The organism is Ruegeria sp. CDSB117 (assembly GCF_059611005.1).
Window position 1 is genome coordinate 137,591 of the sequence record NZ_JBXWOS010000002.1, and the last position, 24,438, is coordinate 162,028.

Genomic DNA, 24,438 nt, shown 5'->3' on the forward strand with positions numbered 1-24,438 from the left:
CAAGGGAATTCATGAGTTTGTGGATTCCCGTCACCATCGCCGCCGCGGCATTTCAGACCGTGCGGTTCATGCTGCAAAAATTGCTGAGCACCGTGAAACTCACGGCTGCCGGTGCGACTTTTGCTCGATTTGCTTATTCCATGCCTTTGGCCGTTCTCGGGTTGGTCGTGGCAATGAAGGTAACCGGTTACAGCCTGCCAGTCCTGACCGGAAGATTCTGGCTGTTTGCAGTGATCGGTGGGACAACGCAGATATTGGCGACCATTTGTGTGGTGTCCCTGTTCAAACAGCGTAATTTCGCCGTCGGCATTACATTCAAGAAGACCGAGGTTATCCAGACTGCCATCGTCGGATTTCTTGTCTTGGGTGATCAGGTGTCCTCGGGCGCATTGTTTGCGATAATTCTGGGACTGGTGGCCGTCCTGCTATTGTCGAAAAATCCCGGCGGGGAAGGGGTTTGGTGGGCACATCTCACCAACCGGGCATCGCGCCTTGGGTTGGGTTCTGGCGTTCTGTTCGCCTTCTCATCCGTCAGTTATCGCGGAGCATCTTTGGAGTTGGGAGACATTGACCCGTGGTATCGGGCGCTGATCACATTGGCTGTGGTCGTGTCGTACCAATTCCTGAGCATGGGATTGTGGTTGTTATGGCGCGACCGGGCTGAGTTGCGCGCAGTTTGGGACACACGTCGAACCGGCGTTTTCGTCGGCCTCACCAGCCTGTGCGGTTCGTTCTGCTGGTTTTTTGCCTTCACGCTGCAAAACGCGGCCTATGTCAAAGCACTGGGCCAGGTTGAACTGATCTTCAGCCTATTCGCCTCGATCTTGTTTTTCCGCGAAAAAATCACCCGGCGCGAAATCGCCGGGATGACCTTGCTTGGTGCCTCGATACTGGCACTGGTACTTACGATTTAGCCTGCGCGGCGCTCGTCAAAGCTGAGGGCGATGAAGCTGGGCATGTGATCGCCCATGCCGACAACAGCAGGGCCTTTGTCGTCTCTGCGGCCACGGCCCTTGGGTTCTTTGTCCTTCTTCCGGTCGCTCTTCCTGCTTTCGCTTTTCTTGGCGTCAGTCGGTTTGGCTTTCCGCTCAGGCTTTGGCGCTTCTTCTTTGGCTTTGGGCTCTTCAGCCTGAACCGGGTTGTCGAGCCTGGGAATTTCTTTTTGGATCAGCTTTTCAATTGCGGCCAGGGCTTTTTCATCTCGCCCTGAACAGATCGTAATTGCTTTGCCATCGCGTCCGGCGCGACCTGTACGGCCAATTCGGTGCACGTAGTCTTCAGGGTGTCCGGGAACGTCGAAATTGAACACATGGCTCACCGACGGCACATCAAGGCCGCGCGCGGCCACGTCTGAGGCGACCAGCAGGCGCAAGGAGCCGTCGCGGAAACCATCAAGAGTTTTCATCCGCTGTGATTGGTCCAGATCACCGTGGATCGCTGCAGCGTCATATCCGTATTTTTTCAACGACTTCGCGCAGATATCTACATCGGTTTTGCGATTGCAGAAGATGATTGCGTTGGTGCATTTTTCACCTTCGGCATCGATCAGCGCACGCAGAACCTTGCGCTTGGCACTGGCTTCGCGATCGCGGCGACCGCCTTTGAACATGACAACACCCTGTTCGATGGTCTCGGACGCGGTGGCCTGACGGGCGACCTCGACGCGGGTGGGCGCGGACAGGAACGTGTCGGTGATACGTTCAATCTCGGGTGCCATAGTGGCCGAGAAGAACAGGGTTTGGCGCGTGAACGGCGTCAGCGAGAAGATGCGTTCGATATCGGGGATGAATCCCATGTCGAGCATTCTGTCTGCTTCATCTACAACCATGATCTGAACGCCGGTCAACAACAGCTTGCCGCGCTCGAAATGGTCCAGCAGGCGACCCGGTGTGGCGATCAGAACGTCCACGCCGCGGTCGATCAACGCGTCCTGCTCTTTAAAGCTGACGCCGCCAATCAACAGCGCTTTGGTCAGTTTCAAATGTTTGGCGTAGGTGTCGAAATTCTCAGCCACCTGCGCGGCCAGTTCCCGTGTGGGGCACAGCACCAGCGAACGCGGCATACGCGCACGCGCGCGCCCACGGGCCAGCAAGGTGATCATCGGCAGCGTGAAACTTGCAGTCTTGCCGGTCCCTGTCTGAGCAATGCCCAGAACATCGCGCCCTTCCAGGGCCGCGGGTATCGCGCCTTCCTGAATTGGGGTAGGGGATTCGTATCCGGCTTCCTCAATGGCTTTGAGGACCTTCGGGTTCAGGTTCAGTTCGTTAAATTTTGTCATGTATGTCCGGTTCATGCGGACACTAGACCTGGCCCGCGCGTCAATGGAATGCCGGGCCCGGATGGCCATGCGCTGTCAGGCACATTTCGGCTTTGCGCGGACATAACAAAATCATGAGGCAGGGTCAAATGAAGAGGTTTTAACCTGGCGTCGCTAGCGCCCACTGCTGGTTTTCCGCAACAATTCAGCAGCTTCCGGGGAAGTGTTTCGCAACTTTCGCGTCCAGATCCAGCGGTCTGTGCCGGATCAACCCATATTCTTCGAGACGAGCGCGTACGCCGGGATCGGCACCGCTAATTTCGTCAAAGAACGCGCGCAAGCCGTCCTGGCCTTGTTCTGTCTCGATCCAGTTGAACAACTCATTCTTGTTCAGACCGCCCAGTTCGCGCGGAACATTAGGGGACATGCCGGGTTGATAGGACCCACGCGCCATCCGAAACTGATAATGCGCCGCCCAGTGGTCCCAGCCAGGGGCGTGGCGATGACACAGCTCCAACCCCGGAAGTTCGAATTTGCAGGGCAGAAGCTTTTTGTTTTGAAACAGGTTGTGGATGCGAAAGTTCAGCTTTTCCATGCCTGTGCGGACGAACAGCTTACCCTGAACGTGGCTGAGGAACCCGCCGAGTACAAAGCCGCCATAGTTGGGATAGATGGACTGCACCATGGCTGAGCGGTCCGGGCCGCTGGGGATATGCGCCTTGAACAGATCCTCGCCGCTTGCCATTGCCTCCATTGGCCGGACACGGACGGCTGGGATGTCGGCGGGGACGGATTGCAACTGCTCCCGGATGGGTTTTGAAGACCACAGGAACTCGTCCACGTCGATATGGGCCAGCCAGTCCAGATCGGTGTTGCGATAGGCGAATGTGGCATGCAGCGTCTGACGAACCTGATGGCGTTCCGGTCGGTCGCGTTTGCGTTTCTCCCAAAAAGCATCGTCGCAGATTCGGGCTCTGATTTTCGGGTGTTTCCTGAGGGCCCGGTGCGCCTCACGGTTGGGTTCGTCCAGGTAGATGTACAGATAATCCGCACCTAGGTCGAGGTGATGGGCCGCGAACCTGAGTATGTCGCGGGTCGATCCGCGAACCATTGAAACGATGCCCCAGGTCGTCATGCCCAGACCTGTTGTGTGACGCCATATTCACGCGCAATGCAGGAATCAGGATCGGGCGATTCCACGCTGAATTCAAAAAGTTTTTTCTGGGCACCGAACCCGTGTAGTGCGCCTGTGGGCGTCTGGAAGTCGTCATTCATGCGGGTAAAATTGCACAGGCCATGTTGCCTGTGCAATCAGCCTGACGCATCACACCATCATTTCTTTCGTGGCCGTCAGGTTCAGTTCGGGATAGTCGCGGATGACCCGGTCGATGTCCCACTGAAGACGCGTCAGATAGACGATGTCGCCATCATGATCGTGAGCGATGTGCTGCTTGTTGGCGTTGACGAACTTTTCGACCTCGGCCTTGTCACCGCTGACCCAGCGGGCCGAGGTGAACTGAGATGCTTCGAACCGAACGGGCAGGCCGTATTCCATCTCGATACGGCTGGCGAGCACTTCAAATTGCAGCGCGCCAACGACGCCAACGATAAAGCCCGATCCGATTGAGGGTTTGAACACCTTGGCCGCGCCTTCCTCGGCAAATTGCATCAGCGCCTTTTCCAAATGTTTGGCTTTCATCGGGTCGCCGGGCCGCACGGTCTGCAGCAGTTCAGGCGCGAATGAGGGGATGCCAGTAACCCGGATCGCTTCGCCTTCGGTCAGCGTGTCGCCGATGCGCAATTGGCCGTGGTTGGGGATGCCGATGATATCACCAGCCCAAGCCTCTTCGGCCAGTTCCCGGTCCGATGCGAGGAACAGCACAGGGTTCGAAATTGCCATCGGTTTTTTCGACCGCACATGGGTCAGCTTCATGCCACGCTTGAAATGGCCCGATGCCATACGAACAAACGCCACGCGGTCGCGGTGCTTTGGGTCCATATTGGCTTGAACCTTGAAGACAAAACCCGCGACTTTCTTTTCGTCGGGTGCAATCTGACGCGGTTCGGCAGACTGGATCTGCGGCTGGGGGCCGTAGGCACCAATGCCTTCCATCAGTTCCTTCACACCGAACGAGTTGATCGCCGAGCCGAACCAGATCGGGGTCATATGCCCCTCAAGCACCGCCTGCGGGTCCATGGCGGGCAGCAGCTCGCGCGCCATCTCAACCTCTTCCAGGAACTTTTCCAACAGGTGCTCGGGCACGTGTTCGGCCAGTTTCGGGTCATCCAACCCGTTGATTTCGATACTTTCGGCCACTTTGTTACGATCGGCGCGGTCCATCAGTTCCAGCCGGTCGCGCAGCATGTCGTAGCAGCCGATGAAATCGCGACCTACGCCGATAGGCCATGCGGCAGGGGTAACGTCGATCGCCAGCATTTCCTGGATTTCGTCGATGATCTCGAACGTATCGCGGCTTTCGCGGTCCATCTTGTTACAGAAGGTCAGGATCGGCAGATCGCGCAGGCGGCAGACCTCGAACAATTTCTGCGTCTGGCTTTCCACACCTTTCGCGCCGTCGATCACCATCACGGCGGCGTCCACAGCGGTCAGCGTGCGATAGGTGTCTTCCGAGAAATCACTGTGACCGGGCGTATCCACCAGATTGAACCTGAAGGTGTCATAGTCAAAGGACATTGCCGATGCGGAAACCGAGATGCCCCGATCCTTCTCCATCTGCATAAAGTCCGAACGCGTCCGCCGGGCTTCGCCCTTGGCGCGCACCTGACCGGCCATCTGAATAGCGCCCCCGTACAACAGGAACTTTTCAGTCAGCGTCGTTTTGCCCGCATCCGGGTGCGAGATGATGGCGAATGTCCGGCGCCGGGCGATCTCGGGCGGCAAAACGGGTTGGTTCGAGGCGATATCAAGCATGAACGCGCGTATATGCGGGGAATTCTGCCGAGGCAAGACAAAGGGGGTGTTCAGAATCGCCTGATAATGGCAAAAAGAACATATAGTGAACAAATGATGGAGAGGTGTGATGAATTTAAAAGAAATCGCAAACGAACTGGTCGCTGGTTGCCGAGAAGGCCGGGCCAAAGCGAATTTGGATAAGCTCTATGCGGACGATGCCGTTTCCGTCGAAGCCGTGGATTACTCGGGCATGGGGCGCGAAGTCGCCGGCCGCGACGCGATCCGTGGCAAACAAGAATGGTGGGAAGGCGCACATGATGTGACAAAAACTTCGGTAAGTGACCCATTTGTGCATGGTGAGGACCGCTTTGCCGTAATTTTCGAAGTAAAGGGCACAGTGAAGGAAAGCGGTGACAGCTTTGATATGCGTGAAGTCGCCATTTACCACGTGGCGGATGGTAAGATCGTGCGCGAAGAGTTCTTTTACTAACGTGTTTTGGTTTCTGGTCTTCCCTAAAAGGCTGGTGCTAGATGTGCGGCAAAGACAGGGAGGATCAGATGGATCTTGGGATCAAAGGTAAACGTGCGCTGGTCTGCGCCAGTAGCAAAGGTTTGGGTCTGGGTTGTGCTGAGGCACTGGCCGCAGCGGGTGTTAATCTGGTGATGAACGCGCGCGGGCCCGAGGCTTTGGAGGCATCGGCTGACCGCATTCGCGCTGAACATGGCGTACAGGTTCAGACTATTGCCTGCGATGTGACTTCGATTGAAGGACAGGTGCAGGTAGTCGAAGCCGCGCAGGGTGTTGATATTCTTGTGACAAATGCCGGTGGTCCGCCGCCCGGTTTGTGGTCGGACTGGGATCGTGACGATTTTATTAAGGCGCTGGACTCTAACATGCTGACGCCGATTGCCTTCATGAAGGCACTGTTGCCGGGGATGATGGACAAGGGCTGGGGCCGGGTGGTGAATATCACCTCGCAATCTGTGCGCGCACCGATCCCTGCGCTGGGTCTGTCGAATGCAGCCCGCACCGGCTTGACAGGCTATGTTGCCGGAACTGCGCGTCAGGTTGCACCAAAAGGTGTGACGATCAACAACTTGCTGCCGGGAATTCACGCCACTGACCGGGCGGACTCATTGGATGGTGGTGTCGCCGCGCAAAAAGGAATTTCGATGGACGAGGCGCGCGCTGAACGCGCGGCAACCATCCCGGCGCGCCGGTATGGAACGCGTGAAGAATTTGGTGCAGCCTGTGCGTTCCTGTGTTCGCAGAATGCCGGTTTCATTGTCGGGCAGAACATACTGCTGGATGGTGGCGCCACCAACCTGACGATGTGATCATGGCTCAAAACTTCTCGCTTAAAGATCAACTGTTTAATGTCGAAAAGACCCGCTATTTGGCGGGGCTTTTCGCGGGCGCGGACCCGTCCTTTGATGCCGAGGCGTTCGAGGCACAGGTCATGTCACGCCTGCTGGATCTGGAGCTGAAAGAGAGGATGGCCTGGATCGCCGAATGTCTGCAACAGGCGGTGCCGGGCGACTTGCCTCAGATCGCACCTACGCTGCTGCGCGCCTTGCCGCCGCCTTTGGATCCCGGCAAAACGGATGATGATTTTGGTGATTTCATCTTTGCGCCGCTGGGTGACTGGGTTGTTGCCGTGGGGCTGGATCATCCGAGGCAGTCATTGGATGTGCTTGAGGAATTGACCCAAAGGTTTTCAATGGAATGGGCCATACGTCCGTTCCTCAACACCCATCAGGAACAGGTGCTGGCGCGGATGCAGGAGTGGTGTGCACATGACAGCTATCACGTGCGCCGACTTGTAAGCGAAGGCACAAGGCCGCGTCTGCCTTGGGGGCAGGCGGTGGGGCTGGACCTGACCGATCCGCTGCCTTTACTGGATCGGCTGCATGCCGATGGGACGCGATATGTCACGCGGTCGGTGGCCAACCACCTGAACGACATCACCAAGAAAGACCCGGATCTGGTTTTGGACCGGTTGCAGGACTGGACTAGGAACGGACAGCAGGATCAGGCCGAGATGGGTTGGATGACCTCGCACACCTTGCGCGGGCTTGTGAAAGCAGGCCATCCGCGCGCCATGAAAATGCTGGGCTTCGACCCGGATGCGAAAGTTTCGGCCGATGTCACCATCAAGGGTGATGCCCAGATCGGCGGTGCGCTGGAATTCGATGTAATGCTGAGTGGTAACGGTGACCAACCTGTTTTGGTGGATTACGTTGTTCATTTTCAAAGGCCTGGTGGTAAAACCTCAGCCAAAGTGCACAAGCTGAAACAGTCCGCGTTAGCAGATGGTGCTCTTACCCTGACCAAAAAGCACAAGCTTAAAGGTGATGCGACCACGTTCAAACTGATCCCGGGTACGCATCGGCTTGAGATACAGGTGAACGGCAAACTGCGCGCGGGTGTTGATTTCGAACTGTTAGCATAACCCCTACAACCCCTCACGCTTTCGTCAGATTTTAAAGGCCCGGATTGCGCCAAGCCCCGCGCTGCATTAGCTGCTATGCAGCCATCAGACAGAAGGATAACCGCAATGAAGCATGAGTCAGTGCAGAATTACTATGGCGAAGTATTGCAGGGCAGCTCGGACTTGCAGACAAACGCGTGTTGTACGCCTGATGACATGCCGGATCATGTCAAAAAGATCCTGTCGAAAATTCATGATGAAGTTCTGACGCGCTACTATGGCTGCGGTCTGATCGCTCCGCACGACCTTGAGGGGATGAGCATTCTGGATCTTGGCTGTGGTGCGGGACGTGATGTTTATGCTTTGTCTGCCATGGTAGGTGAAAAGGGGCGCGTTGTCGGTGTGGACATGACGCCGGAGCAATTGGACGTAGCGCGCGCGCATCAGGATTATCACGCGCAAGCCTTTGGGCATTCTGACAGCAATGTGGAATTCCACCATGGCTATATCGAAAAGCTGGATGAGCTTGACCTGGAACCCGGTTCTTTTGACATTATCGTCTCGAACTGCGTGATCAATCTGGCCACTGATAAAGAGGCTGTTTTGCGTGGGGCGCATCGGTTGCTGAAAGACGGGGGCGAGATGTATTTCTCGGACGTCTACGCCGACCGCCGAGTGCCTAAAGAGATGGCCGAGGATGAGGTCTTGTACGGTGAATGCCTGTCCGGCGCGTTGTATTGGAACGATTTCCTGTCGATGTCGCGTAAGGCTGGCTTTGGCGACCCGCGCCGGGTCACGCATCGTCCGCTGACTATTGAAAACGTGGTGCTCGAAGAGCGTGTTGCGCCTCTCAAATTCCTTTCCGCCACCTACCGTCTGTTCAAGCTACCCGAGTTGGAACCAGACTGTGAGGATTATGGCCAGGCCGTGATCTACAAGGGCACCATCCCGAACGCCCCGCATCTGTTCGAACTGGATGATCACCACGCGATCCAGGCAGGCAAGGTCTTTCCTGTCTGCGGCAACACGTGGATGATGTTGAAAGACACCCGTTTTGCCCGGCATTTCGACTTCATTGGCGATTTCTCGACCCATTACGGGATATTCGAAGGCTGCGGTGGTGAAAGCCCGTTTGAAGCAACGGGCGAGGCCCCATCCGGCGGCTGTTGCTGATCTCTTGCACCTGAGGTGCGGGGTTGTTATCCCCGCCTAAGCCCGATGGAATTGATCGGGAAAGGCAACGGGGCCCATCGGTGACAGAAAACGCTACTCCTCCTCGGTTGGAAATCCGAAATCTGATCGCCCGGTATGAGGGGCGGGTTGTCGTGGATGACGTCTCACTGACGGTGCGGGCGGGGCAGGTGACCTGTTTGTTGGGGCCTTCGGGCTGCGGCAAGTCCACGACGCTGCGCATGATCGCGGGCGTCGAGATGCAGGAATCCGGTGAAATCTACGTCGATGGCAAGCTGATCTGTGACACGGTGTTTCGTGTACCGCCCGAGCGGCGCGAAATAGGGCTGATGTTTCAGGACTTTGCCCTGTTTCCGCATCTCAGCGTTGCCGACAATGTGGCCTTTGGCCTGAAGGGGCATAGGGACGAAAAACGCGCCCGCGTCGAAGCGCTGCTGCGCAAAGTCGACCTGATGCGTTTCGTCGATGACTACCCGCATCATCTGTCAGGTGGCGAGCAGCAACGTGTGGCACTGGCCCGCGCATTGGCTCCGCGTCCGCGGATCATGTTGATGGACGAGCCTTTCTCGGGCCTCGATAACCGGTTGCGGGACGGCATTCGGGATGAAACGCTTGCGATCCTCAAGGAAGAGGACGCCGCTGTTGTTCTAGTCACGCATGAGCCGGAAGAAGCGATGCGCATGGCGGATGAAATCGCCCTGATGCGGCGGGGAAAAGTCGTGCAACAAGGCGCGCCCTACAACGTCTTTACCCGCCCGGCGGACAAGGCGGCGGTGGCGTTTTTTAGTGATATCAATGTTTTGCCATCCAAAGTGAATGGCGCCTTGGCCGAAACGCCATTCGGGCAATTTCTGGCACCCGGCGTTCCGGACAATACGGATGTCGAGATCGTGTTCCGCCCGCAGCACGTGCGGCTGGACTTTGACCGAAACGGCAAGGGGCCGCTGCCGACACCGACCGACGGCGTTGCCGCGCGAGGCGTGGTCGAGCGGGCACGGTTTTTGGGCAACGAAAGCCTTGTTGAATTTCGGATGGACCATGATGGCTCGATCCTGAGGGCGACGGTGCCCAATGTCTTTGTTCCCAGCCCGGGACGGGTCATGTGGCTGACCATCCGCCGTGACAGGTGTTTCGTTTTCCCGGTTTAGGCTGGAAAGCCACAGTTTAGCGCCAAGTGGTGCGCGAAAGCATCAGATTGGACGCGCGCTTTGCTTGCCGCGACGCGGGGGCGGGTCTATCAAGGGCAAAACGCCGGGTGGATGGGGCTTATGCGTATACTTCTGACCAATGATGACGGGATCAATGCCCCGGGGCTGATCGCACTTGAGGCGATTGCCTCCGATCTGGCAGGCCCGGATGGTGAAGTTTGGGTCGTCGCGCCTGCATTCGAACAATCAGGTGTGGGCCACTGCATCAGTTATACCCACCCGATGATGGTCGCCAAGCTGGGCGAACGCCGCTTTGCCGCCGAAGGCTCGCCCGCTGACTGTGTGTTGGCTGGGCTGCACGACGTCATGAAGGACACGCCGCCCGATCTGGTGTTGTCCGGTGTGAACCGGGGCAACAATTCGGCCGAGAACACGCTGTATTCCGGCACGGTGGGTGGGGCGATGGAAGCCGCCCTGCAGGGTATTCCTGCAATTGCCTTGTCGCAGTATTTTGGCCCTCGTAACCTTGGGTTGGGCGATCCATTTGAGGCTGCAACGCGTTACGGGGCCGACCTCGTGCGGCGAATTCTGAAAGCAACGCCTGAAGAGCAAGTCGATTACCGCCTGTTTTACAACGTGAATTTCCCACCCGTGCCGGCGGATGAGGTTCTGGGGACGCGCATCGCGCCGCAGGGTTTTCGCCGGGATACCAATTTCTCGGTTGAACCGCACAGTTCGCCCTCGGGTCGGCGGTTCCTGTGGATCAAGGGCGGCTATCAGCACAATCCGACAGCACCCGGAACCGATGCGGCAGTTAACCTTGGGGGCTACATTTCGGTCACACCGATGCGTGCGGACTTGACGGCTCATGACGTTCTGGAACAACTGAAGTCGGTCGAATGAGCGGGCTTGATCCAGAAACAACCATGCAGTTCCTATTTGCTCTGCGGTCGCGCGGCGTAACGGATGCGCGCGTTCTCGCCGCGATGGAACAGGTCGACCGGGGCCGTTTCGTCAAGGGTCTGTTTGCCGAGCGCGCTTATGAGGATACACCGCTGCCGATTGCCTGTGGCCAGACGATCAGCCAGCCTTCGGTGGTGGGGCTGATGACACAGGCTTTGGATGTGCGCCCCCGTGATACGGTGCTGGAGGTTGGTACAGGCTCGGGCTATCAGGCCGCGGTTCTGTCCAAGCTGGCGCGCCGGGTCTATACCGTCGAACGTCATAAACGTCTGGTGCGCGAAACTGGCGAGCTATTTCGCGAATTGGGGATGACCAATGTGACGGCGATGCTGTCGGATGGGTCGTTCGGTTTGTCGGAACAAGCCCCGTTTGATCGTATCATTGTGACAGCCGCCGCCGAGGACCCGCCTGGGCCGCTCTTGGCGCAGCTCAAAATCGGCGGTATCATGGTTTTGCCGGTGGGACAGTCGGATGCGGTTCAGACCCTGATCCGGGTCAGACGCACCGAGACCGGCCTGGACTATGATGAATTGTTGCCCGTTCGGTTCGTGCCCCTGCTAGAAGGGCTTGGCAAAGACGGAGCGTAAAGAAATATTTTGCGATAAGCGCTGGAACCCCGGACAACAGGGGCAGGCGGTGAGGACAGTAAAATGAGAGCAGTTTCCAAATCAGCAGTCGCAGCAGGTGTTGCGTCTTTGGCGTTCCTCGCGGGATGCGAAGGCCCCATAGATTATGATCTGCGCGGTAATGTCGGCGGGTTTTCCACGGCCGATGCGGCGCAGGCGGCCACTGCCAACCGGCCGGCACCGGATGCGCGTGGCGTGATCACCTATCCCAATTATCAAGTGGCCGTTGCGCGCCGGGGCGACACGGTTGGCGATGTCGCCGCCCGGGTCGGATTACCGGCAGCGGAAGTCGCGCGTTTTAACGGATTGCAAGCTGCGGACCAACTGCGTGATGGCGAAGTGGTGGCCTTGCCGCGTACCGTCAGCGCGGCCAGCTCTGTTGATATCGCGACAATTGCAGGCACTGCGATTGACGCAGCTCCGGCGGATGGGTCGGTGCGCACATCGACGCTGGAACCGGCACAACCAACCGCCGCGCCTGCATCGGCCCCTGCGCCGACGGGACCCGAGCCCATTCGCCACAAGGTCAAGCGCGGCGAAACCGCGTATACGATCGCGCGCCTGTATAACGTGCCGGTAGATGCCTTGGCCGAGTGGAACGGGCTGGGGTCGGACTTTACCGTGCGTGAAGGACAGTTTCTGCTGATTCCTATCAAGAACCAGCCTGCGCCCCGTCAGGAGGCGGCCGCCGTGACAACAGTCCCTGCGACTACGATCACCCAACCTGGGCAGGGATCGCCGACACCGACGCCGCCCAGCGCGACGCAACCTCTGCCGGATGAAGTCATCAAGCCCGCCGAGCCCGCACCTGACGTGACCGCCGAAGCGCCAACTACGCAAAGCAATTCTGCGCTTGGACTGCCTGTCACAGGTACGATCATCCGCACCTATAAAAAGGGCTCGAACGAAGGCATCGACATTGCGGCCTCGCCGGGTAGCCCGGTTAACGCTGCCGCTGCGGGTACTGTTGCCGCAATCACGGCGGACGCGGATCAGGTGCCGATCATTGTGGTAAAGCACAACAGCGATCTGTTGACCGTCTACGCGAATGTCGAGAACATCACTGTGAAAAAGGGTGCTCGCGTCAAGCGCGGCCAAAAGATCGCCTCCTTGCGCGGCGGCGACAATGCCTACGTTCATTTCGAGGTGCGTAAAGGGTTCGAATCTGTCGATCCGGAACCCTATCTGCGGTGAGGGTTATGGCCCCGAGCGAGATGTGCCTTCTGCCAGAGTATTCGAGAGAAGACGAGACCTGTCAGGCGTGCGGGTCATAATCGCTAAGGCTCTTGCCGGGCTCGTCTGCGAAGACCTCGGGCAGGGGCAAGATTGTTTCGATCAGGTCTATGCGAAAAACACGGAACCCCTGACGTAACTCGCACCATGCCGTCAGGGTCCAGACGCGCCCCCAGTATTCCATGTGCAGCGGGCGTATGACCCGATCAGTCAGAACGCCGTCGATCCGACGGTAAGACAGCCGGAGTTTTTGGCGGGATTTGATGGCGGCGCGGATCGGGGCCATATGCGCCAGCCCTCGAGCCGCATCGGCAAAGGGATAGACCGCAAATTTCCAACTGTCAGCCTCGGCCACGACCTGCGTGGGCAACACGGCATCGACCTTGTCGGCCAGCGACGTGGCTGCGGCCTTGAGTTCGGGGTCTGCGGCTTCGGCCACGATGGCCATACCGAGGTTCAACGCCTCAAGCTCGGCAGGGGTCAGGTTCAGCGGGGGCAGGGTGATCTGCTCATGCACCATGTAGCCCACGCCGCGTTCGCCCTCGACCGGGACGCCCGAGGCAACCAGCGTATCCATGTCGCGATAGATGGTGCGGACCGACACCTCAAGCCGGTCCGCGATGTCCTGCGCACGGTGCAGTTTGCCGTCGCGCAGGATCTGGATGATATCGAACAGCCGGTCAGAGCGGCGCATGGGATGTCCTGTGTGTCATGACGCTCCGATGGTCCAATGGATTGCATCGTGGCGCATAGTCACCGTGTCCGGCGCGATTGCGGCCATCACCGCAGGAGCGAAATCCTGCTTTGGAAAAGCTGCGGCGGCGGATTGAGCGCAATCCATGTCGGCCCAGATGACGGTGTCGGTCCAAAGCCCATCATCCCCTGCGCTGAGGCGCCGAAAGACAAAGCCATCTGCGTTCCGAACAAAGGATTCGGTGCCTTTCATGATGTTCACGAAATCCTCTTTTGTTACATCGGCTGCGAGTTTGAAGGTTACGGTTTCTGCGATTTGTGTCACGTCATGCTCCTGATTTGATGAGACAGGGCCGTTCTACGCGCTCTCAACTGACATAAACCTGTCAGTTGAGAATTGCGAGTCCTCAAAAATCGCGTGATCCGTTCATTTTTGGGCACAGAACCGGGCCGACACGCTTTTGCGATGGACCGCCCGCGCGTAAACACAGTGCCAGATCATATTCCCGGCGCGCTTGCGCCGACTTCAAAGGAGAAGAGACATGCTTAACAATATCGGACTTCCCGGTCTTCTGCTGATTGCCGTTGTGGTGCTGGTGCTGTTTGGCCGCGGCAAAATCAGCTCGCTTATGGGCGAAGTGGGCAAAGGCATCACCTCGTTCAAGAAGGGCGTCAAAGAAGGTGCGGACGAGTTGGAGCAGGACGCGTCCGAGGTGGCCAAAGACGTCACGCCCGAGACAGACAAAGACAAGGTCTAAGCGCAGATGTTTGATCTGGGCTGGACCGAGCTTCTGGTCATCGGCGTTGTTGCCCTGATCGTTGTGGGGCCAAAGGACCTGCCAGTGTTGTTCCGCAATGTCGGCCGCTGGGTTGGCAAGGCCCGTGGCATGGCGCGCGAGTTCAGCAGCGCCATGAACGAGGCAGCAGATCAGGCGGGCGTGAACGAGATCAAGAAGGGTCTGAATGCGGCCACCAATCCTGTGAACACCGCCATGGACGGCGTCAAAGAAGCCGCACAGGAAATGGCCAAGAGCATGGACCCGACCAAGTTCGACCCCGACAGCGAGACAGGCAAGCTGGCTGCTGAACGTGCCGAGCAGGCCAAGAAGATTCAGGCCTCGACCGCGCGTGCCGCTGCCGAGCGTAAGGCCAAAGAAGCTGCGGATGCGCTAGCCAAGGCTGAAGAGGCCGAAGCCGCGCTGAATACTGAAAGCAAGACATGAGCAATACCGACGAGATCGAAGACAGCTCGGCCCCATTGATCGAGCATCTGGCAGAACTGCGCACGCGGTTGATTCACTGCGTCGTGGCGTTCCTGATCGGGATGATAATCTGTTTCACGGTCGCTACGCCGCTGTTTAACTTCCTGACAAACCCATTGTGCGAGGTGTTGTCCGAGCGCGGGCAGGATTGTGATTTGATCTTCATTTCACCGCAGGAAGGGTTCTTTGTCGCCATCAAGGTCTCGCTTCTGGGCGGCTTCATTCTGGCGTTCCCCTATATCGGGATGCAGATGTGGCGGTTCGTGGCACCGGGCCTGTACCGGTCGGAAAAGAACGCGTTTCTGCCGTTCATGCTGGCATCGCCATTCATGTTCCTGCTGGGGGCGAGCTTTGCCTTCTACGTGGTCACGCCGCTGGCTTATGACTTCTTCCTTGGCTTCCAGCAATTCGGAGCAGAAGGCGAAGCAGTAGTTGACGGAACTGCTACTGCGCCGCTGAGTGTCGTGTTCCAGGGCTCGGCACAGGAATACCTGAACCTGACCATCAAGTTCATCGTGGCTTTTGGCCTTTGCTTCCAACTGCCCGTTCTACTGACGCTGATGGGCAAAGCCGGGCTGGTAACTGCTGAAGGTCTGGGGGCCGTGCGTAAGTACGCGGTGGTCGCCATTCTGGTACTGGCCGCGCTGGTGACACCGCCTGACGTGATCACTCAGGTCATTCTGTTTGTGGTTGTCTACGGGCTGTACGAAATTTCGATCTTCCTGGTCGCACGTGTTGAGAAGAAGCGCGAGGAACAACTGCGCGCCGATGGATACTATGACGACGAAGAAGAAGCGGATGAAGAGATCATTCAGGAAGAAGAAGGCAAGTAATCCTGATGATCGGTAACAATCAGGCGCGCCCGTTGGGGGCGCGCCTTTTTTGTGCGCGGCTCTTGTTGCGCCCGGCGGAACATGGTTTGAACCCAGCAAAACCGACCGGAGGCGCCTATGAACGACCAAGCCCTGAACCGTATCGCTGACGCCTTGGAACGCATGGCACCGGCGCCTTTGGCCGCGCCTGACTTCGCGGCAGCCCCGGCTTTTGTCTGGCAAGTCGAGCCGGACCAGCTTGAGCCGGTCAAACAGGTCAACCGTGTCGATCTGGACCTGCTGGTGGGTATCAACCGCTCACGCGATACGTTGCTGGACAACACGCGCCGCTTTGCGGCCGGGTGCAAGGCCAACAACGCGCTGTTGTGGGGCGCACGGGGTATGGGCAAATCCAGCCTCGTCAAAGCTGTCCACGGTACGTTGCAGGCGGAATTTCCTGACCTCAAACTGGTCGAACTTCAGCGTGAAGACATGGGCTCGGTCGCGCGTCTTCTCAACCATCTGCGCGCGGCTCCACACCGGTTCATCCTGTTCTGTGATGACCTGTCCTTCAGCCACGATGACCAGCATTACAAGTCCCTCAAGGCGGTGCTGGACGGAGGCATCGAGGGCCGCCCCGAAAACGTTGTTTTCTATGCGACGTCGAACCGCCGTCACCTGATGCCGCGGGACATGATCGAAAACGAACGCTCCAGCGCAATCAACCCGTCAGAGGCGGTCGAAGAAAAAGTCTCGCTCTCTGACCGGTTCGGCCTGTGGCTGGGTTTCCATCCCTGCGATCAGGATGAATACCTTGCGATGATTGACCGGTATTGCGCGGCTCATGGTGTGTCCATCGACGCCGATATCCTGCGCGCCGAGGCCATCGAATGGCAAGCCACCCGGGGCGGACGCTCGGGTCGCGTGGCATGGCAGTTCTTTGTCGATCTGGCTGGGCGCAACGGCGTACATATCGCGTAGACCGCCCGCTACATCAGGCCAAAATACCCCCACTGGAGGCATGGCCTAAAGGGCAATTCCTACAACAATGCCAAAATTCTGGCAGCCTCATCCGCCGGGTTTATCAACGCATTGCGGTCTTCGCCGGGATGGAACCTGGCGCGTACGGCCGTCGGCATCGGTGCGGGTTCCACGATCGAAACGCGTGGTCCTGTACGTTCTGTCTCTACCGCCCAGCTGCGGGCAAGCGCCAGTTGCGCGGCTTTGGTTGCGCCATAGATGCCATAGAACTTCTCACCCGCCTTGGGATCGTCAAAAAACACCGCATGGCCGCTGTCGCCCAACAGGGGCGCGATATACGGGATCAAAACCGACGTGGCTGTTGCGTTGATGTTGACCGCCTTCGTCCATTCCTTGGGATCCACGAAATGCGCAGGCGTCAGGGCCGAGGTGTGGACTGCAGTGTGCATCCACAGATCAACTTTGCCCCATCGGTCATGAATCCCCCGGCACAGGGTCGCCATGGCGTTCGGGTCCGCGATGTCCATCGGCGCAAGCGTGGCCGCACCACCTTTGGATTTGATACGGTCATCCAGCTCTTCCAACCCACCAGTGGTGCGGGCGACGGCGACGATGTGATACTCGGGTGCCAGAGCTTCGGCCAGGGCAGCACCCAAACCGCGCGAGGCCCCGGTGATGAGGGCAATTTTAGTCTGATCGGTCATAAGGGCGGTTTGAACCCATGCGCGCAGGGCGTCAAGGCAGATTAACTTCCGGGGATGACGATCCGCTTGGTCTGGCCGCTTTGTCGCAGCATGACGCCTTCGTCATCAATGGCAATCACAGTGCCCGACGACACCCGGCTGCCGGGCTTGACCTCTTTGACCCGGCCTGACGACAGGCGCACCAACGCACGCATGTCAGCTTTTGGGCCAAAGATGCCCAGGACAGCGACTGAGTTCTTCTTTAGCGCGCCTGTCTGTGTGGCCGCGTTTTTGACGTTGGCGTTTGACATGATTTCCGGCCCCGGCCGCGTTGGCCTGACCCCTTGCTTTTTGAGTGGTTCGGCAGATGCGCTATCAAACGAAGGACCGGAACTAAAGGGGCGGGGATTGCGCGATTGCGCGGTTGAATAGCTGCGCCGCCGAAGCCCCTGCAATTGCGGTTTCTTCATCGAAAAGTTGTGCGCGAAAACCAACCGATCAGGCGCAGCCAATACGTGAAAAGGCCCGCATAGCAATTGCGAAACGGGCCATCACTGCAATCTGATTCGGGGGCGTATTCTTAGCCGGACGCCAGTTTGGCCGCATTCCAGGACCCGCCGGGCACCTGCATGTCCTGCTTTTTCTTGCTGACCCGGCTGCTGTTTTCGAGGCTGTCCAGATAGTCTTCGCTGACGCTGCCGGTAATGTAATTCCCGTCAAAGCACGAGCAATCGAAGGATTCGATATCCGGGTTACCTTCCTTGGCGGACCAAATCAGGTCATCGAGATCCTGATAGAACAGGGCGTCTGCGCCCAGCTCCTGACGGATATCCTCAATGTTCTTACCGTTTGCGATCAACTCGTGCTTGGTGGGCATGTCGATACCATAAACGTTGGGGAATTTTACCGGTGGCGAGGCGCTGGCGATGAACACCTTCTTGGCCCCGGCTTCGCGGCACATCTGAACTATTTTTTTGATCGTGTTGCCGCGCACGATGGAATCGTCGATCAGCAATACGTTATGGCCTTTGAACTCCAACGGAACGGCGTTCAGCTTGCGGCGTACGGATTTCTGACGCTCTTCCTGACCGGGCATGATGAATGTGCGGCCTACATAGCGGTTCTTGACCAGACCTTCACGGTAAGGAATGCCCGTGGCTTTCGCGACCTCAAGTGCCACAGGTCGCGCGCTGTCCGGCACAGGGATGATGCGGTCGATCTCTAGGCCTGCAGCCTCAATCTGGCGCGCCAGCGTCTGGCCCATACGCATCTGGGTTTTGTAGACCGAAACACCATCCAACAGCGAATCCGGACGGGCCAGGTAGACGTATTCAAAGATACAGGGGGTCAGCTGGCCCTCGACTGCCTGGAACGTGTGCATGTTACCGTCAAGGTCAATCAGGATGGCCTCACCCGGTTTCACATCGCGCAGCTTTTCAAATCCGTTGATGCCGAATGCCACGTCTTCGGACGCAAAGGCATAATCGTCGCCGTCCCCATCCACATCGCGCTTGGCAACCGACAGGGGGCGAATGCCGTAAGGATCGCGGAACGCCAGCATACCAACACCGGCCACCAGACAGATCACTGAATAAGCACCCTGAACGCGTTCCATTGTCATCTTTACACCGGCAAAGATATTGCGGATGGGTTCGGCATTGCCGTTGACCTTGATTGCGTCGGCCACTTTGTCCGCCAGAACATTCAGCAGAATCTCTGAATCCGAAGTGGTGCGTAGATGGCGGCTGTATTTGGCGGTGACTTTCTCGCGCTGCTCGGCGGTGTTAGTGATGTTGCCGTTATGGACCAAATAGATGCCATAGGGAGCGTTGACGAAGAACGGCTGCGCCTCGGCCGCGCTGAGCGATCCGGCGGTCGGATAGCGCACATGCCCCATACCGACCTGTCCTAGCAGGGTCTCGGCGTCATTGGCGTTAAAGACGTCCTTGACCAACCCGTTGGCTTTCTTCTCACGGAAGAACTCACCAGTATAAGTCACGATCCCCGAGGCATCCTGACCCCGGTGCTGCAACATCAGCAGCCCGTCATAGATTTCCGCAAAGACATCATGTGTCCTGCTTGCGATCCCTAAAATGCCACACATATACGGGCTCCAATTTCCATGACGTGTTTATGTTGATTAGGTGTGCGGGTCGGACCGTCTGGACAGCGGTATCTGTACGCATTTTCGCCCGGCTGGTTGGCGGCGCGCACACGCCAGCGTCGCAACGGTAAGCGCGTAAGAAAACAGATACAGCAAGATCGGCAGCTCCGATTCCATGTCAGTTCGCCACTCACATAATGCCTAAGCGCGCCTGTGTCATCAAAGGATCACATTCGCGATTTGACGCATGCGGATTCTGCCAAAAACAAATTGAAAAGGTGACAGCGGCCGCGGGCATGTGGTGTCATGGTCGACATAGTGAGTTTTCGGCAATGATACAGGTTCGATCGGATACCCGGCATGTGGCAGCACAAACAAGGAAACAAAAAAGAAGAACCGGTAAAGCGCCGGTGTCACCGATGCAGGGGCATGGGGCGGGCACCCTGCCAGATCTGTAATGGATCGGGAGAGGTTATCAAAAGCCGCGACATTCACGGGAAGCCGATTTTCAATCGCTGCGACGGCTGTTTCGGTTTAAAGACGATTAGATGCACGGTTTGTGCAGGCGAAGGGTTCGTCTGAGCCCGAATGCGATCTGGAAAATTCCCGGCTACATTCCAGTTCATCAGGACAAGTATTGCAGCTTGTTCGGTATTGCTGTCGTCATCATTTGATGTCGACGATCTGTTCCCAAATTCGTTGGGACGCCTGCGGTGGTTCAGTTTGTGGTCGGCGGATTTTCTTACTTTCGCTGTGGCAGCGCGGATGGCTGCTATCCACCAGATGACAACGACTTTCGAACATCCACCATCAACCTCTCAAAGTTCACTTCAGCGTCAGTTCGAACTTCTAACAACGTGCCCATTCGAAGAGGAAAGCGATTGGTCCAAGAATCTAAGCGCTTTGCCAGTTCTTTGGTGTCACGTTGCTTATCTAGGTGTCCTGGATGTCTCGTTCTCGACAAAAATCGCCTGAGGGCCTCTTCTGGGGAGCACAAGCAACACACCTCAACCAATGAATCGTATTCCTCAACTAACCAATCCGACGGCGTTCCGCTATCTGCGGTACTTCGTAGCGGCCGCCAATGTGACACGAGGACGGCGGAACCTGACTTTTTAGCTGCTTTTTGGAATGCGTCATCGCTTTGCCTGCTGAGGCTTTTTCGATGGTTCCATGAAGAGACACTCTCACGCTCGTATAGGTCATCGAGGAAATCGTCTTTGTCTAGAAACTCAAAGCCCAAGGGTTTAGAGATTTCACGAGCGACTGTCGTTTTTCCACTTGCTGGAAGACCCGTTACGATCACTGCGTGTCTCATGAAAACACCCTTCCATAGGACCCGGGGAAACAGGCTCGCCTGTATATCGTGACCTTCATTCGACGGCGCGTCCGGAGTAGATCCTACGAATTGACTGCCCAGAAACAGCGGCGGACATTGGTGGAGATTGTTGTATGCGATGCGTTGGGCTCAATACTGCCATTGACCGCTCGTAAATATGATCGCTGCAGACCACCGTTCGATGATCTGCAGCATTTGTTCAAAGGCCATGCCCACAGCAAGGGAAACTTTATTCCGTAGTCGTGGGGGCTGTCAGATCCTCGGCCGGTGCGGAACCTTCCGCACAGCTGGCGACCAGTTCTTCATATTGGCGGGTGACCCAGCCAAGGGCCGCTTCGGGGTTCTGTTCTTCGATCTTATCGCTGAACTGTTCGAACACTTTGGCCGAGCGGCTTTCGTCAACGATCGTATAGGACTGACCTGTCATCACAGTGTCATAGACAAAGAACGCGATGGCAACCAACAGGATGCCGCGGGCGATGCCGAAGAAGAAACCAAGCGCCTGATCGAGACCGCCCAACGCAGATCGCTGGACGATCGACGAAAACAGGGGCGTAAAGATGCTGACAATAATAAGTGCAACTGCGAATACCGCAGCAAAGCCCGTGATGACGGACAATTCGCAGCTGTCGCGCAGGAAATCCCCAACAACCGGAATCTCTTTGACCAGTGGCACCGCTTGGGGCGCGAAAATAAAGGCCAGCACTGCGGCTGCGACCCAGCCTGCGATGGCCAGAACCTCACGTAAGAAGCCGCGCGAATAGGCAAGAATGCCTGAAACGACGATGATCAGGGCAACGACCCCGTCAATTATTGTAAAACCTTCCATGGCCCTCGCCTGTTCTTTTTCTGCCCCTCAGGGGGCGACCTTAACCTGCTCCGAAGGTTTCGCCAACAAACCCAACCAAATCAGAGGGTCGGGTGAGTGTCAGACCTGCCACAGTACCGGTTTTGCCGCCCGCCGGAGCGATTGCCGATGTGAAACCAAGTTTTTGGGCTTCTTTCAACCTGTTTTCTGTCTGCGGGGCCGGTCTAAGTGCCCCAGATAACGAGATTTCTCCGAAAACAACGGTATCTGCGGGCAGGGCTGTGTCTTCTCGGGCACTCAGCAGGGCTGCAGCGACCGCCAGGTCCGCGGCGGGCTCACCGATTTTCAAGCCACCAGCGACGTTAAGGTACACATCGAGACCCGCAAAAGGTATGCCGCAACGCGCTTCGAGCACGGCGAGGATCATTGCCAGACGCCCACTGTCCCATCCAACAACCGTACGGCGCGGTTGTGAATGTGGGGACGGGGCCACAAGCGCTTGTAATTCAACCAAAACGGGGCGTGTGCCTTCGATCCCGGCAAAGACTGCTGACCCAGGGCTGGGTGTTCCGCGCTCGGACAGAAACAAGGCCGATGGGTTGGTCACCTGTGCCAGGCCTTTGCCTGTCATTTCGAACACGCCGATCTCGTCTGCAGGGCCAAAGCGGTTCTTGACCGCCCGCAGAATGCGGAACTGATGGCCGCGCTCGCCTTCGAAGTAAAGGACAGTGTCGACCATATGTTCGACGACGCGAGGACCTGCAATTTGACCGTCTTTGGTGACGTGGCCGACCATGATGATTGAAACACCGTGTCGTTTCGCAAACGTGGTCAATTCATGCGCCGCGGCCCGGACTTGTGACACCGAGCCCGGTGCGCTGTCCACATTGTCGGCCCACATGGTCTGAATCGAGTCGATGATGGCCAGACCGGGTTTCTCAGCCTCAAGCGTCGTCAGAATGTTCCGCAGGTTGGTTTCGGCGGCCAGTTGAACCGGTGCGTCCTCTAAACCCAGACGGCGCGCGCGCATGCGCACCTGAGCGCTGGCTTCTTCGCCAGACACGTAAATCGTCTTGACGCCCGCACGTGCAAACCGCGCTGCGGCCTGCAACAGCAACGTCGACTTGCCAATCCCCGGGTCGCCCCCAACCAGCAGGGCCGAGGCCGGGACCAGACCGCCACCCAAAACGCGGTCCAGTTCTTCTACGCCGCACAAGGTGCGCGGCGGCGGTGTTTCCTCGGTCGACAGGTCCGTGAGTGTAATGGACTGGCCACGTTTGCCGCCGAGGGATTTCTTTGCAGGGCCAGCCGAAAGAGGCACGTCTTGCGTGATTGTGTTCCATTCACCGCAGCCGTCGCACCGCCCGGACCACCGGGAATGCGTTGCGCCACAGGCCGAGCAGGAGAAAGTTGTCTTTGCCATTCGGCCTTGGTGCCCGAGCGCGGGCGGTTCTTCAAGCCCTTGTAGGGCTTTCATCTCTGCCGGTGGTGGGCCGCGTCCTCAGGCCCTATGGGCCATCGTCCCCGGCGGGCGCTGTCGCGCCTATTCCGCGGCGCGGGGCGGCGACATCGCTATGACGCTCGATTTCTTGGGATCGCGGTCGTCCACGGGCGATTGAAGCTGTGCCGACAATTCGGGCAGCAGTTCAAACAGTTCGTCCCGCAAACGTGCCAGCTGCGATTTGGCAATGGATTCTTCCATTTCTATATCGTGGGTCCATTGGCGCAGCTCATGCTGGATGACCTGCGCTTCTTCGATCCGCTTCTGGAACGTTTCGATCTCTTCCTGACGTTGCTGCAGGAACGTGCGGGCGCGGCTGACGCGGGCATCGCCATAGGTTTCTGCCAGCTCTTGGCTGATTTGGCTCATCTGTGCGGCCAGCTCCAGGATTTCGGGTTCGAGCGATTGCAGGTCGGGGTGGTGGCGCAGGAAGGCCATCCTTTCCTTAACTGCGTCGAATTCTGAGGACAGCAGAAACGTTTCGCCGCGATCCGCTGAATGGGCCAAGTGGTAGGCCTGAGCCACGTCATACATGTTCAATGAGAACTTACGATGTGACGTTTCAAGCGCCATCATCCGGGCGTTTGCGGGAAGATAAAACGCCAACATGAGAATCAGCACCGTCAGGCCTATCTGGACATACATACCTGCGTCGACAGCTGGACCTGTGCCGAAACCGGCTTGCATAGATAGCCAGGGCAGTACCCCCAAAGCGGACAGAAAACACGCGCCAACCGAGAACAGGGCCGCAATGCATATGAGGAAAAAAGTCAATCTCAAAAAGGCATTCTGAAATTGCAATGTGATGTTGTGGAGGGCAGTCATCTTAGACGAACTCCTTTTGAAACCGGAACACACCAGCCCAAAGCGGGGACATCTAACGCACACAGAATGATCCGCTCAGGACCGAAACTACAAAAATTTTCTGCTCGAAATATAAAGATGATACTCAGATAAGCGTTTTCAATCAATTACGTCTGAGAATTTCGTGATCTGCGTGTCATTTCGGTAATGTGGCCCAATGCGAGTGAGGCCAGAATGCACGCCGTGAACAGATAAAGACCCCATGCGGTTTCGATGGTCGCGTAGGAGATTCCCTTCGCCAGCGTGATATAGAGCGCGATCAGGAAGATGTCCGCCATCGCGAGTTTCCCGAGTAGGTTGAGCGCAGGTTGGACGCGCGGGTCCAGCAGGTCCCATTGGATCAATGCGGTGCCGATGGTTTTGACGTAGGGCGCGAAGAGGGCGAAGATGCTGACGATCAGCGCCAGAAAGATGTCCGACTTCCATAAGGATTGCAGGCCGGTGATGACGCTGATTTCACTGAGACCGAAGATCGGCAACAGCCCCGCACGCATCAGTGGGGCGAACCACGCGATGGGGTAGAGGATCAGGAGGGAGAGGGTGGCGAGGCGGAGGGTCATTGGCTCCATCAAAGTTCACATGAGCACATAACTATTGGGCTTAAGTGTCCCTTGCTGAAGTTCCTTT

At 57.5% G+C, this 24,438-nt stretch carries 27 protein-coding genes; 13 read left to right on the forward strand and 14 right to left on the reverse strand.

What is annotated here, in order from left to right; genetic code table 11:
* Positions 1–11: 11 nt before the first annotated feature.
* The gene (locus tag AC2FJC_RS03520) at positions 12–914 is read left to right on the forward strand and encodes an EamA family transporter (protein ID WP_496738433.1); all 903 of its coding nucleotides are present in this window, start codon (positions 12–14) and stop codon (positions 912–914) included.
* Here the strand turns inward: AC2FJC_RS03520 and AC2FJC_RS03525 are convergent.
* The 3 genes from AC2FJC_RS03525 to AC2FJC_RS03535 form a co-directional block, all read right to left on the reverse strand.
* Complete coding sequence (locus AC2FJC_RS03525; protein ID WP_496738434.1) at positions 911–2,278, reverse strand: DEAD/DEAH box helicase; 1,368 nt, start codon at positions 2,276–2,278, stop codon at positions 911–913. The two genes, AC2FJC_RS03520 and AC2FJC_RS03525, sit on opposite strands and share 4 nt — an antisense overlap.
* A 184-nt stretch (positions 2,279–2,462) precedes the next feature.
* Positions 2,463–3,392, reverse strand: coding sequence for a glycosyltransferase family 2 protein (locus AC2FJC_RS03530; RefSeq protein WP_496738435.1), 930 nt, complete (start codon positions 3,390–3,392; stop codon positions 2,463–2,465).
* Positions 3,393–3,581: 189 nt separating this feature from the next.
* On the reverse strand, positions 3,582–5,189 hold the full coding sequence (locus AC2FJC_RS03535) for a peptide chain release factor 3 (protein WP_496738436.1): 1,608 nt from the start codon (positions 5,187–5,189) through the stop codon (positions 3,582–3,584).
* 109 nt (positions 5,190–5,298) lie between these two features.
* Here AC2FJC_RS03535 and AC2FJC_RS03540 point away from each other — a divergent pair, with 109 nt between their 5' ends.
* The 8 genes from AC2FJC_RS03540 to AC2FJC_RS03575 all read left to right on the forward strand — a co-directional run bounded on the left by AC2FJC_RS03540 (position 5,299) and on the right by AC2FJC_RS03575 (position 12,725).
* Positions 5,299–5,661 (forward strand): SnoaL-like domain-containing protein, encoded by a 363-nt coding sequence (locus tag AC2FJC_RS03540; protein WP_496723112.1) that lies wholly within the window; start codon positions 5,299–5,301, stop codon positions 5,659–5,661.
* A 68-nt stretch (positions 5,662–5,729) separates the two neighbouring features.
* Entirely contained in the window at positions 5,730–6,509 is a 780-nt protein-coding gene (locus AC2FJC_RS03545; protein ID WP_496738437.1) for an SDR family oxidoreductase, read from the forward strand.
* A gap of 2 nt (positions 6,510–6,511) precedes the next feature.
* Positions 6,512–7,624 carry a YhaZ family DNA alkylation repair protein gene (locus AC2FJC_RS03550; protein WP_496738438.1) on the forward strand — a complete coding sequence of 371 codons (1,113 nt, stop codon included), beginning with the start codon at positions 6,512–6,514 and terminating at the stop codon, positions 7,622–7,624.
* Positions 7,625–7,729: 105 nt separating this feature from the next.
* On the forward strand, positions 7,730–8,776 hold the full coding sequence (locus AC2FJC_RS03555; protein WP_496738439.1) for a methyltransferase domain-containing protein: 1,047 nt from the start codon (positions 7,730–7,732) through the stop codon (positions 8,774–8,776).
* An 80-nt stretch (positions 8,777–8,856) separates the two neighbouring features.
* Complete coding sequence (locus AC2FJC_RS03560) at positions 8,857–9,942, forward strand: ABC transporter ATP-binding protein (protein ID WP_496721671.1); 1,086 nt, start codon at positions 8,857–8,859, stop codon at positions 9,940–9,942.
* Between the two features lie 120 nt (positions 9,943–10,062).
* Positions 10,063–10,845: a 5'/3'-nucleotidase SurE gene (gene surE / locus AC2FJC_RS03565; protein WP_496738440.1), complete on the forward strand. Its 783-nt coding sequence runs from the start codon at positions 10,063–10,065 to the stop codon at positions 10,843–10,845.
* Complete coding sequence (locus tag AC2FJC_RS03570) at positions 10,842–11,492, forward strand: protein-L-isoaspartate(D-aspartate) O-methyltransferase (RefSeq protein WP_058271826.1); 651 nt, start codon at positions 10,842–10,844, stop codon at positions 11,490–11,492. The genes surE and AC2FJC_RS03570 overlap by 4 nt, the downstream gene beginning before the upstream one ends.
* Positions 11,493–11,555: 63 nt before the next feature.
* A complete protein-coding gene (locus AC2FJC_RS03575) occupies positions 11,556–12,725 on the forward strand; it encodes a peptidoglycan DD-metalloendopeptidase family protein (RefSeq protein ID WP_496738441.1) in 1,170 nt (389 codons plus the stop codon).
* A gap of 61 nt (positions 12,726–12,786) precedes the next feature.
* Here AC2FJC_RS03575 and AC2FJC_RS03580 read toward each other — a convergent pair whose 3' ends face one another.
* Together AC2FJC_RS03580 and AC2FJC_RS03585 are read right to left on the reverse strand one after the other, a co-directional pair.
* Positions 12,787–13,458, reverse strand: a complete 672-nt coding sequence (locus tag AC2FJC_RS03580; protein WP_496738442.1) for a helix-turn-helix transcriptional regulator — start codon at positions 13,456–13,458, stop codon at positions 12,787–12,789.
* A gap of 15 nt (positions 13,459–13,473) precedes the next feature.
* The gene (locus tag AC2FJC_RS03585; protein ID WP_058278112.1) at positions 13,474–13,782 is read right to left on the reverse strand and encodes a hypothetical protein; all 309 of its coding nucleotides are present in this window, start codon (positions 13,780–13,782) and stop codon (positions 13,474–13,476) included.
* 217 nt (positions 13,783–13,999) lie between these two features.
* Here AC2FJC_RS03585 and AC2FJC_RS03590 point away from each other — a divergent pair, with 217 nt between their 5' ends.
* The 4 genes from AC2FJC_RS03590 to AC2FJC_RS03605 all read left to right on the forward strand — a co-directional run bounded on the left by AC2FJC_RS03590 (position 14,000) and on the right by AC2FJC_RS03605 (position 16,512).
* A complete protein-coding gene (locus AC2FJC_RS03590; protein ID WP_058271822.1) occupies positions 14,000–14,215 on the forward strand; it encodes a twin-arginine translocase TatA/TatE family subunit in 216 nt (71 codons plus the stop codon).
* A 6-nt stretch (positions 14,216–14,221) separates the two neighbouring features.
* Positions 14,222–14,680 carry a Sec-independent protein translocase protein TatB gene (gene tatB, locus AC2FJC_RS03595; RefSeq protein WP_058271821.1) on the forward strand — a complete coding sequence of 153 codons (459 nt, stop codon included), beginning with the start codon at positions 14,222–14,224 and terminating at the stop codon, positions 14,678–14,680.
* Positions 14,677–15,552 carry a twin-arginine translocase subunit TatC gene (tatC, locus tag AC2FJC_RS03600; protein ID WP_496738443.1) on the forward strand — a complete coding sequence of 292 codons (876 nt, stop codon included), beginning with the start codon at positions 14,677–14,679 and terminating at the stop codon, positions 15,550–15,552. The genes tatB and tatC overlap by 4 nt, the downstream gene beginning before the upstream one ends.
* 117 nt (positions 15,553–15,669) lie before the next feature.
* Complete coding sequence (locus tag AC2FJC_RS03605; protein WP_496738444.1) at positions 15,670–16,512, forward strand: ATP-binding protein; 843 nt, start codon at positions 15,670–15,672, stop codon at positions 16,510–16,512.
* Between the two features lie 59 nt (positions 16,513–16,571).
* Here the strand turns inward: AC2FJC_RS03605 and AC2FJC_RS03610 are convergent, their stop codons facing one another.
* From AC2FJC_RS03610 to AC2FJC_RS03650, 9 genes are all read right to left on the reverse strand, one after another.
* Positions 16,572–17,216, reverse strand: a complete 645-nt coding sequence (locus AC2FJC_RS03610) for an SDR family NAD(P)-dependent oxidoreductase (protein WP_496738445.1) — start codon at positions 17,214–17,216, stop codon at positions 16,572–16,574.
* Between the two features lie 41 nt (positions 17,217–17,257).
* Complete coding sequence (locus AC2FJC_RS03615; RefSeq protein WP_282118283.1) at positions 17,258–17,506, reverse strand: hypothetical protein; 249 nt, start codon at positions 17,504–17,506, stop codon at positions 17,258–17,260.
* A 269-nt stretch (positions 17,507–17,775) separates the two neighbouring features.
* Entirely contained in the window at positions 17,776–19,299 is a 1,524-nt protein-coding gene (purF, locus tag AC2FJC_RS03620; RefSeq protein WP_496738446.1) for an amidophosphoribosyltransferase, read from the reverse strand.
* 36 nt (positions 19,300–19,335) lie between these two features.
* Positions 19,336–19,476 carry a hypothetical protein gene (locus tag AC2FJC_RS03625; RefSeq protein ID WP_496738447.1) on the reverse strand — a complete coding sequence of 47 codons (141 nt, stop codon included), beginning with the start codon at positions 19,474–19,476 and terminating at the stop codon, positions 19,336–19,338.
* A gap of 595 nt (positions 19,477–20,071) precedes the next feature.
* The gene (locus AC2FJC_RS03630) at positions 20,072–20,617 is read right to left on the reverse strand and encodes an AAA family ATPase (protein WP_496738448.1); all 546 of its coding nucleotides are present in this window, start codon (positions 20,615–20,617) and stop codon (positions 20,072–20,074) included.
* A 250-nt stretch (positions 20,618–20,867) separates the two neighbouring features.
* Positions 20,868–21,467 (reverse strand): CvpA family protein, encoded by a 600-nt coding sequence (locus AC2FJC_RS03635; RefSeq protein WP_496738449.1) that lies wholly within the window; start codon positions 21,465–21,467, stop codon positions 20,868–20,870.
* Between the two features lie 40 nt (positions 21,468–21,507).
* Positions 21,508–22,869 carry a DNA repair protein RadA gene (radA, locus tag AC2FJC_RS03640; protein ID WP_496738450.1) on the reverse strand — a complete coding sequence of 454 codons (1,362 nt, stop codon included), beginning with the start codon at positions 22,867–22,869 and terminating at the stop codon, positions 21,508–21,510.
* Positions 22,870–22,989: 120 nt separating this feature from the next.
* Entirely contained in the window at positions 22,990–23,772 is a 783-nt protein-coding gene (locus AC2FJC_RS03645; RefSeq protein WP_496738451.1) for a DNA repair protein, read from the reverse strand.
* A gap of 146 nt (positions 23,773–23,918) precedes the next feature.
* On the reverse strand, positions 23,919–24,371 hold the full coding sequence (locus AC2FJC_RS03650) for a paraquat-inducible protein A (RefSeq protein ID WP_496738452.1): 453 nt from the start codon (positions 24,369–24,371) through the stop codon (positions 23,919–23,921).
* Positions 24,372–24,438 lie beyond the last annotated feature (67 nt).

Bases quoted from the DNA above. Each gene is read 5' to 3' on its own strand.
- AC2FJC_RS03520 (WP_496738433.1), top strand. From the start codon at position 12: ATGAGTTTGTGGATTCCCGTCACCATCGCCGCCGCGGCATTTCAGACC.
- AC2FJC_RS03525 (WP_496738434.1), bottom strand. From the start codon at position 2,278: ATGACAAAATTTAACGAACTGAACCTGAACCCGAAGGTCCTCAAAGCC.
- AC2FJC_RS03530 (WP_496738435.1), bottom strand. From the start codon at position 3,392: ATGACGACCTGGGGCATCGTTTCAATGGTTCGCGGATCGACCCGCGAC.
- AC2FJC_RS03535 (WP_496738436.1), bottom strand. From the start codon at position 5,189: ATGCTTGATATCGCCTCGAACCAACCCGTTTTGCCGCCCGAGATCGCC.
- AC2FJC_RS03540 (WP_496723112.1), top strand. From the start codon at position 5,299: ATGAATTTAAAAGAAATCGCAAACGAACTGGTCGCTGGTTGCCGAGAA.
- AC2FJC_RS03545 (WP_496738437.1), top strand. From the start codon at position 5,730: ATGGATCTTGGGATCAAAGGTAAACGTGCGCTGGTCTGCGCCAGTAGC.
- AC2FJC_RS03550 (WP_496738438.1), top strand. From the start codon at position 6,512: ATGGCTCAAAACTTCTCGCTTAAAGATCAACTGTTTAATGTCGAAAAG.
- AC2FJC_RS03555 (WP_496738439.1), top strand. From the start codon at position 7,730: ATGAAGCATGAGTCAGTGCAGAATTACTATGGCGAAGTATTGCAGGGC.
- surE (WP_496738440.1), top strand. From the start codon at position 10,063: ATGCGTATACTTCTGACCAATGATGACGGGATCAATGCCCCGGGGCTG.
- AC2FJC_RS03570 (WP_058271826.1), top strand. From the start codon at position 10,842: ATGAGCGGGCTTGATCCAGAAACAACCATGCAGTTCCTATTTGCTCTG.
- AC2FJC_RS03575 (WP_496738441.1), top strand. From the start codon at position 11,556: ATGAGAGCAGTTTCCAAATCAGCAGTCGCAGCAGGTGTTGCGTCTTTG.
- AC2FJC_RS03580 (WP_496738442.1), bottom strand. From the start codon at position 13,458: ATGCGCCGCTCTGACCGGCTGTTCGATATCATCCAGATCCTGCGCGAC.
- AC2FJC_RS03590 (WP_058271822.1), top strand. From the start codon at position 14,000: ATGCTTAACAATATCGGACTTCCCGGTCTTCTGCTGATTGCCGTTGTG.
- tatB (WP_058271821.1), top strand. From the start codon at position 14,222: ATGTTTGATCTGGGCTGGACCGAGCTTCTGGTCATCGGCGTTGTTGCC.
- tatC (WP_496738443.1), top strand. From the start codon at position 14,677: ATGAGCAATACCGACGAGATCGAAGACAGCTCGGCCCCATTGATCGAG.
- AC2FJC_RS03605 (WP_496738444.1), top strand. From the start codon at position 15,670: ATGAACGACCAAGCCCTGAACCGTATCGCTGACGCCTTGGAACGCATG.
- AC2FJC_RS03610 (WP_496738445.1), bottom strand. From the start codon at position 17,216: ATGACCGATCAGACTAAAATTGCCCTCATCACCGGGGCCTCGCGCGGT.
- AC2FJC_RS03615 (WP_282118283.1), bottom strand. From the start codon at position 17,506: ATGTCAAACGCCAACGTCAAAAACGCGGCCACACAGACAGGCGCGCTA.
- purF (WP_496738446.1), bottom strand. From the start codon at position 19,299: ATGTGTGGCATTTTAGGGATCGCAAGCAGGACACATGATGTCTTTGCG.
- AC2FJC_RS03625 (WP_496738447.1), bottom strand. From the start codon at position 19,476: ATGGAATCGGAGCTGCCGATCTTGCTGTATCTGTTTTCTTACGCGCTT.
- AC2FJC_RS03630 (WP_496738448.1), bottom strand. From the start codon at position 20,617: ATGAGACACGCAGTGATCGTAACGGGTCTTCCAGCAAGTGGAAAAACG.
- AC2FJC_RS03635 (WP_496738449.1), bottom strand. From the start codon at position 21,467: ATGGAAGGTTTTACAATAATTGACGGGGTCGTTGCCCTGATCATCGTC.
- radA (WP_496738450.1), bottom strand. From the start codon at position 22,869: ATGGCAAAGACAACTTTCTCCTGCTCGGCCTGTGGCGCAACGCATTCC.
- AC2FJC_RS03645 (WP_496738451.1), bottom strand. From the start codon at position 23,772: ATGACTGCCCTCCACAACATCACATTGCAATTTCAGAATGCCTTTTTG.
- AC2FJC_RS03650 (WP_496738452.1), bottom strand. From the start codon at position 24,371: ATGACCCTCCGCCTCGCCACCCTCTCCCTCCTGATCCTCTACCCCATC.